This window comes from Candidatus Nomurabacteria bacterium (genome assembly GCA_023898525.1).
Classification (GTDB): domain Bacteria; phylum Patescibacteriota; class Minisyncoccia; order Phycocordibacterales; family UBA918; genus OLB19.
In genome coordinates this window covers 1-6,021 of record CP060227.1, presented here as the reverse complement: position 1 = coordinate 6,021, position 6,021 = coordinate 1, and the positions used below count along the sequence as shown (strand labels likewise).

General features: G+C 39.9%; 4 protein-coding genes. All 4 read right to left on the bottom strand.

Features of this window, described 5'->3' with window-relative positions; all coding sequences use genetic code 11:
- Positions 1-121 precede the first annotated feature (121 nt).
- The 4 genes from H6779_00020 to H6779_00005 all read right to left on the bottom strand — a co-directional run bounded on the left by H6779_00020 (position 122) and on the right by H6779_00005 (position 5,843).
- On the bottom strand, positions 122-1,654 hold the full coding sequence (locus H6779_00020) for a hypothetical protein (protein ID USN87821.1): 1,533 nt from the start codon (positions 1,652-1,654) through the stop codon (positions 122-124).
- Between the two features lie 4 nt (positions 1,655-1,658).
- Positions 1,659-2,123: an Hsp20/alpha crystallin family protein gene (locus H6779_00015; GenBank protein ID USN87820.1), complete on the bottom strand. Its 465-nt coding sequence runs from the start codon at positions 2,121-2,123 to the stop codon at positions 1,659-1,661.
- 82 nt (positions 2,124-2,205) lie between these two features.
- Positions 2,206-4,110 carry a hypothetical protein gene (locus tag H6779_00010; protein USN87819.1) on the bottom strand — a complete coding sequence of 635 codons (1,905 nt, stop codon included), beginning with the start codon at positions 4,108-4,110 and terminating at the stop codon, positions 2,206-2,208.
- 77 nt (positions 4,111-4,187) lie between these two features.
- Positions 4,188-5,843, bottom strand: coding sequence for an ABC transporter ATP-binding protein (locus H6779_00005; GenBank protein ID USN87818.1), 1,656 nt, complete (start codon positions 5,841-5,843; stop codon positions 4,188-4,190).
- Between the last annotated feature and the right edge of the window lie 178 nt (positions 5,844-6,021).

Sequence of the window (6,021 nt, the reverse complement as noted above, 5' to 3'; positions counted from 1 at the left end):
TAATACACACAAGGTCACATCTTATTTCACAAATAAGATATGCCCTATCATAATTATACCGCGCATATTGCTTAAACATGCGCGGTATTAATTATTTTCTGTGGATTTTGTTTAGTAGCTATTATTTCAAAATTGACTTTACATCATTGATCTCCTTTTCAATCAAGGTTTCTGAGACTTCAAGAGCCTGATTGAGTCCCTCTACCGCCTCTTTCTCTTTTTTAGACAGTCGTTTGCGTTTTGTAATCATATTAACCCGGTCATAGATCTCGTCACGTAAGGCTGAGAATATCTTCTCCATTTGGTCTTGTACTTCCCTAGTCTCCCTACGCAGCTTTTCTTCCTTGATTCTCATTTGTCTTCTCTCATACCAAATATATACCGCTTGTAGAATAATAATCACTATCAGGAAGAATATAAATATATTAGCGGGCGTTAGAAAGCTCCAAAAAGACTTCTTTTCCTCGCTTACCACCGGCTTTGTCCAGCCTGCGGTAATCAAAACTGGCTTTGAACCTTCACGCACATTACCAGCTTTGTCAAAAGCCTTAACTTGAATCGTGTAAGTTCCATCCTCTAACTCTTTGAGCAAGTAACCTAGCTTGGCTTCATCTGGAGTAATTCTTATTGGTTCTTTATCAGCAATTCTCATTTCGTAGTAATCTACACCAGATGTTTCATCTACCGCATCGAAGACCACGGTCGGGAATGAGGATGGAGTAGTACCGGTTTTTATAAAAATCTCAAATGGCTCTGGAGGTGTTGTATCGATCTGAATCTTACGATTAGTCGGCACTCCCCAGCCAACCTGATTCTCAAAGTTGACACTTATATACTGCACACCATCAGTCAGCATATCTCCGGTTACACGAAAATCATCAATAGGTGGTTCAAATATAGCGTCTTCGTTTAATTCCGGCTTATTGTCACTTGAGGTTGATATCTCTACCGCAACAGCATTTATATCAAACGGCAATGTCCAACTAAAGACACCTTCTGTAATTTTGTACCAGACCTCAGCATCTAAGAAAGCTTGAGAACCGACTTCAGGTGCCCGAGGAGGATCGCCGTAAACAATAGCTTCATCCTCCTCGGCTGTTGGCTCAACAACTGGTTGGGGTTTGGCTTGAGGAGTTGGAGTTGGTGTAGCTGCGACATTAATGGTAAAGGTACCAGGGGAAGATGTCTCATAAACATCAGTCCCCTGTCCGTCAGCTGCCAAGACCGACACATCAGAAAAAGAAACCTTAGCATCACCCTCTTTAACAGCACGCCAGGTAATAGATACTAGATTTGAAACCGTTGAAAAAGGCGTTGGACTACCACCACCAAAAGTAACTGTCCCAGCACTATTAGAGAAGGTTGGCTCAACCGTCCAAAGAGAAAAAGCTGATCCGGTTTTACTTACACTGACCACACTAATAGTCGCCGGATCATACTTCAGAGTAGCCTCAACAGCATTTATGCTTTTGCCACCAGGCTGAACCTTAACTACTGTTGTAAAAGTTTGACCAGCTGAATAAGTACCAGTACCAGGATTAAGTTGCAAAGTTGCAGCGAGAGCTACTGATGAGACAACAAAAAACATAGTGACGCCAATAATTGCTGCCAGTATTTTATATGATATTCCAATTTTAAAGTACTCTCCAAACATAAAATTATTTTACTGACCGACGGTCTTGCTTAACTCTTAAACGAACCCGCTCCTTCTCAGACGATTTAAGAAGTGGTAACACTAATATTAACACTCCGTTTTTGATTTTAGCTTCTGCTTTTTCTATATCTACACTTTCAGGCAGAATTATTCTGCGATAAAAATCACCCCAAACGCATTCCTGTGCAAAGAAAGCACCCTGTTCCTTCTTTTTAGAAAAGACTAAGTATTCTGGACGTATTCTTCTCCCCTCAATTAGCACAATATCTGCGTCTCCTTCAATTGAAACATTAATGTCGTTCATGTCCGCTCCGGCTGATTGCGCAAATATGACAATTGTTTTTTCTGTCTGATATACATCCACATCAAGCTGAGCGACTTTATCAACCGCCGTCTCTTCAGCTTCCGACTGTAAAGAAGCTTGATCAGAACGGACTCCACGATTTTTCAGACGTTGCAAAAATGACATACTTGTTTTAATTATATAATTTATATTTAAAATTTCTTTAGGTTTTACCCACAGTAAAGTTTCATCTACAAATTTTTATTACTTACCCAGTCCAGTTAAAGAGCAAGATTGAGAAATCAGTAAGACTAACCTTCCCATCACCGTTAATGTCAGCTGATGGATTAGAATTGCCACCATCGGTGTTCCACCAGAACAAAAGAATTGAAAAGTCTACCAGGTTTACCTTACCATCGACATTCAAGTCAGCTGTTGATGGCTTTACTGCCTTTTGCCCCACCCCGTAAAAAAGAAAGGTTGAGAAGTTAGTAACAACAGCACCGTCTTGTTCAGCTTTTACTTTAAGCTTATATGTTCCGACTGAAAATCCCGAGGTATCCAGAGCAGTAGACCAAGCACCGCTACCGTCAGAATTTGTACTAAAGATCTTGGTAATGGACCCACCGTCCTTAACGTTTTCCAGAGTTATTTTTGCGTTTGGCAAAGCATAACCGCTAATTTGTAGTGTTTGTCCTGGTGTTACAGGATCTGGCGTTACTACCATACTAGGAGAAATATTAATGTTGGACAATTCAGAAGTTCTACCACCACTAACCGTGAACGATGTACTGAAAGTTGATGATTTATTCTTCTTGGAATCTATAGCGTATACCCCAAAAGTGTAGACCCCCTTGGCAATATTATCAATTGTAATTGAATAAATACCTTGTGCATCAGCCTTGTCTCTGATTGCTTCAGTACCATCAACCAGGGCAACTATTTCACTATTAGGATAAGCGTAGCCGCTGATTATAACCCTAGCGTCTCCACTTCTATAAGGAGCGTCGGGTGATTCAAAACCACCACCACCTTTACTACCAGTCCCACCACCCGTCCCTCCACCTGACCCCCCGCCCGAACCACCGCCACCTGATGAATTACCAGAACCAGGCGAGGCACCATCAGACGATCCCGAAATACCACCACCACCAGTACCAGTACCCGTACCATCATTTCCAGAGCCAGTGCCATCACCAGCAATGTTTCCATCTGTATTTGCTGTTCCGGTCGGCTTATCACTAACCGCAAACTGGATAAGGTAATCATCAATGTTAAAGTTACCCTCGTCATCAATACACCGCACATAAAAAGTATTAAGGGTACCTGGAATTACAGGCACTATATGAGTGTGATAGAGAAGACCTGTTCCAGAGAAGGTGTTTGACATAGAGTAATAGTCGATGTTGGGAGACGAGTCCCATTTACAAATAGCAAATTCGTCTGTTTCTAAAAAAATCTCAACATTAGCCGTAATACCTGTAATAGTGGTGGTTGGTGATCCATTAAAACGAAGAGGTGGTATTTCCTCAGTGGTATCAACCGGACCAACTGTAACACTATCTATCACATAGATTACAAAATCAGCATCAGCTATTTGCGCACCATCATAGATCCGTAACTGTACCTTTTTATTTCCAGTCGTAGGACCATTTACGATTGGCTTAACATCAGCTTCAACTGTCGTTGTTCCAGTCGAGGTTGCATATGACTGACTATATACATTTCTCTTGGAAGTGTTATTACCAATTCTTAGCTCTAATTTAGAGCCAGAAGAAATACCGACAGTTGGGTTAAGTGTATACCGTATAAGTCCAGGTGTACCAGGTGTAATTTGTACTAAGTCAACAGTTGTATCTAGAGTACTGGAAGCATCTCGAAGTGAACCGTCTACATATAATTCAACATTTCTCTCCGCCGCAAAAGTAGAGGTACCGAGCGTCTCAAAATCACTGGGCAGAGTAACCTCAATATAGCTACCAGGTGAAATAGTCGTATTTAGTGTAAATGATAGGGTGTGGTTAGAAGCAGTACTGGGGCTTGAATCACTCAACAGATCACTGTAGCCAACTATATTTTTGGCCAAGGCTAACTGGGAGACAGAAAAAAATCCTAACACAATTACACAAAGAAGTAGCCCAAATCTTATAGTGGAGCATACATTACTATTCATACAGAATATTATAACCCGTAGTGAACACGTGCATCTAATACTCTTACACAGGGCAAACAACAACCAGTTACAAATTTCTAATTATCCTGCACAAACCCACCAGATTGGTGATTCCATAACTTCTCATAGATCCCACCGGATTGTCTCAGCTTATTATGATCTCCGTCTTCAATAACAGCCCCATTTTCCAAAACAATGATCCGATCCATTTCTCTTAGCGTTGACAGACGATGAGCAATAGCAATCACTGTCTTGTTTTTCATAAGTTCATGGAGTGCTTCTTGAATCAAAGTCTCACTTTCACTATCTAAAGCTGAAGTCGCTTCATCTAAAATAAGAATAGGAGCGTCCTTAAGTATCGCCCTGGCTATAGCCACCCTTTGTTTCTGACCACCAGACAATTTTACCCCTCTTTCACCCACCAAGGTGTCATATCCCTGTGGCAACTTTTCTATAAATTCATGGGCATGGGCTTGTTTGGCGGCCTGAATAATCTTCTCATCACTAGCCTCCAACCGACCATAAGCAATATTCTCTCTGATTGTGCGATGAAACAAGGCTGGCTCTTGTGGCACAACCGCAATGGCCTGACGCAAAGAATCTTGTGTTACTTTAGAAATATCTTGCCCATCAATCAGAATTTCACCGCCATCAATATCGTGCTGTCTAAGTAACAGTGACACAAATGTAGTCTTCCCTGCTCCAGATGACCCCACTAAGCCAACACGCTGACTAGCAGGTATCTCTAGATTAAAATTAGAAAATACATCGTTATCATCAAATTTAAAATTTACTTTATTCCAAACAATCTCACCTTTATCAATTTTAAGTGGTTTTGCATCAATATCATCAACAATTTCATAGTCAATCAATAAATCGTCCAGCCCTTCTTTCAATTCCCCAACCATACGAGCAGTCGCATTAAAAGCTCGTCCAATAAATACCAAGGAACCTGAAATATTAAGTATCAAAGAAAGCGACAAGATAAAATCACCAGTTGAGATAGAACCTAGTGCCCACTTATTAACCAATATCCAAAAAATCCCAATTGAAAATAAAAATAAAACAAAAACGTTTGAAATTAGCAATATTTCAGTATAGTGAAAGCTGTTAATACCTGACTTTTGTTTGTGCTCTGTCAATTTTTCTAACCCCCCTATTTCAAAGTTGCTTTGAGTATATTGCCTCATAGTATTAACATTTGTAATAACATCAACCAATCTACCCTGGAGAGCAGTATTTGAATCAGCGTAAATTTTAGATAACAAAGTTTTTTTAACAGATAGCTTTCTGTTTACAAAAAAGAGAACTATAATGAGGAGCACAAGCAACATAGACGAGAGTAAATCAACTTTCATAATCAGCACAAAAGTAACCAGAAAGCTAACCAGAAAGCTAAGGTGTCCCCATAATATGTCAGGCAACATCTGGTCAATAGCATTAACAACATTACGTACCTTATTGGTAACAGAACCTGCAAAGCGGTTTACATAGTAGCCATGACTATGATGCAGAATATATTTAGTCAAATCGTCACTGGTTGATTTCACGGTATTATTTATCCAATAACCGGCAAAATATCCGCTTAATCTATATAAAGCCTGAAATACGAACAATATCACCGGAAAAACCAACCCCCATAATATAACCTTATCTATATCCCCATTTTCTACGGCATCAATTATCAATTTAAATACGTAGCTGGTGCTAACATAAATACTGGACGCCAACACAACTGATAAAACCGCTAAAATTCCCCACTTGTTATGCGGTGTTATCGCATACCAAAAAAAAAGCCCAAGGTGATTTTGGAATAATCTCGTTAGTTTTTGTGATTCTATCCTTCATATCTAAATAGGAACTGTTTTAGACGCATAAAAATGCCACATCTTACATAGCCCCCTTTGCAAG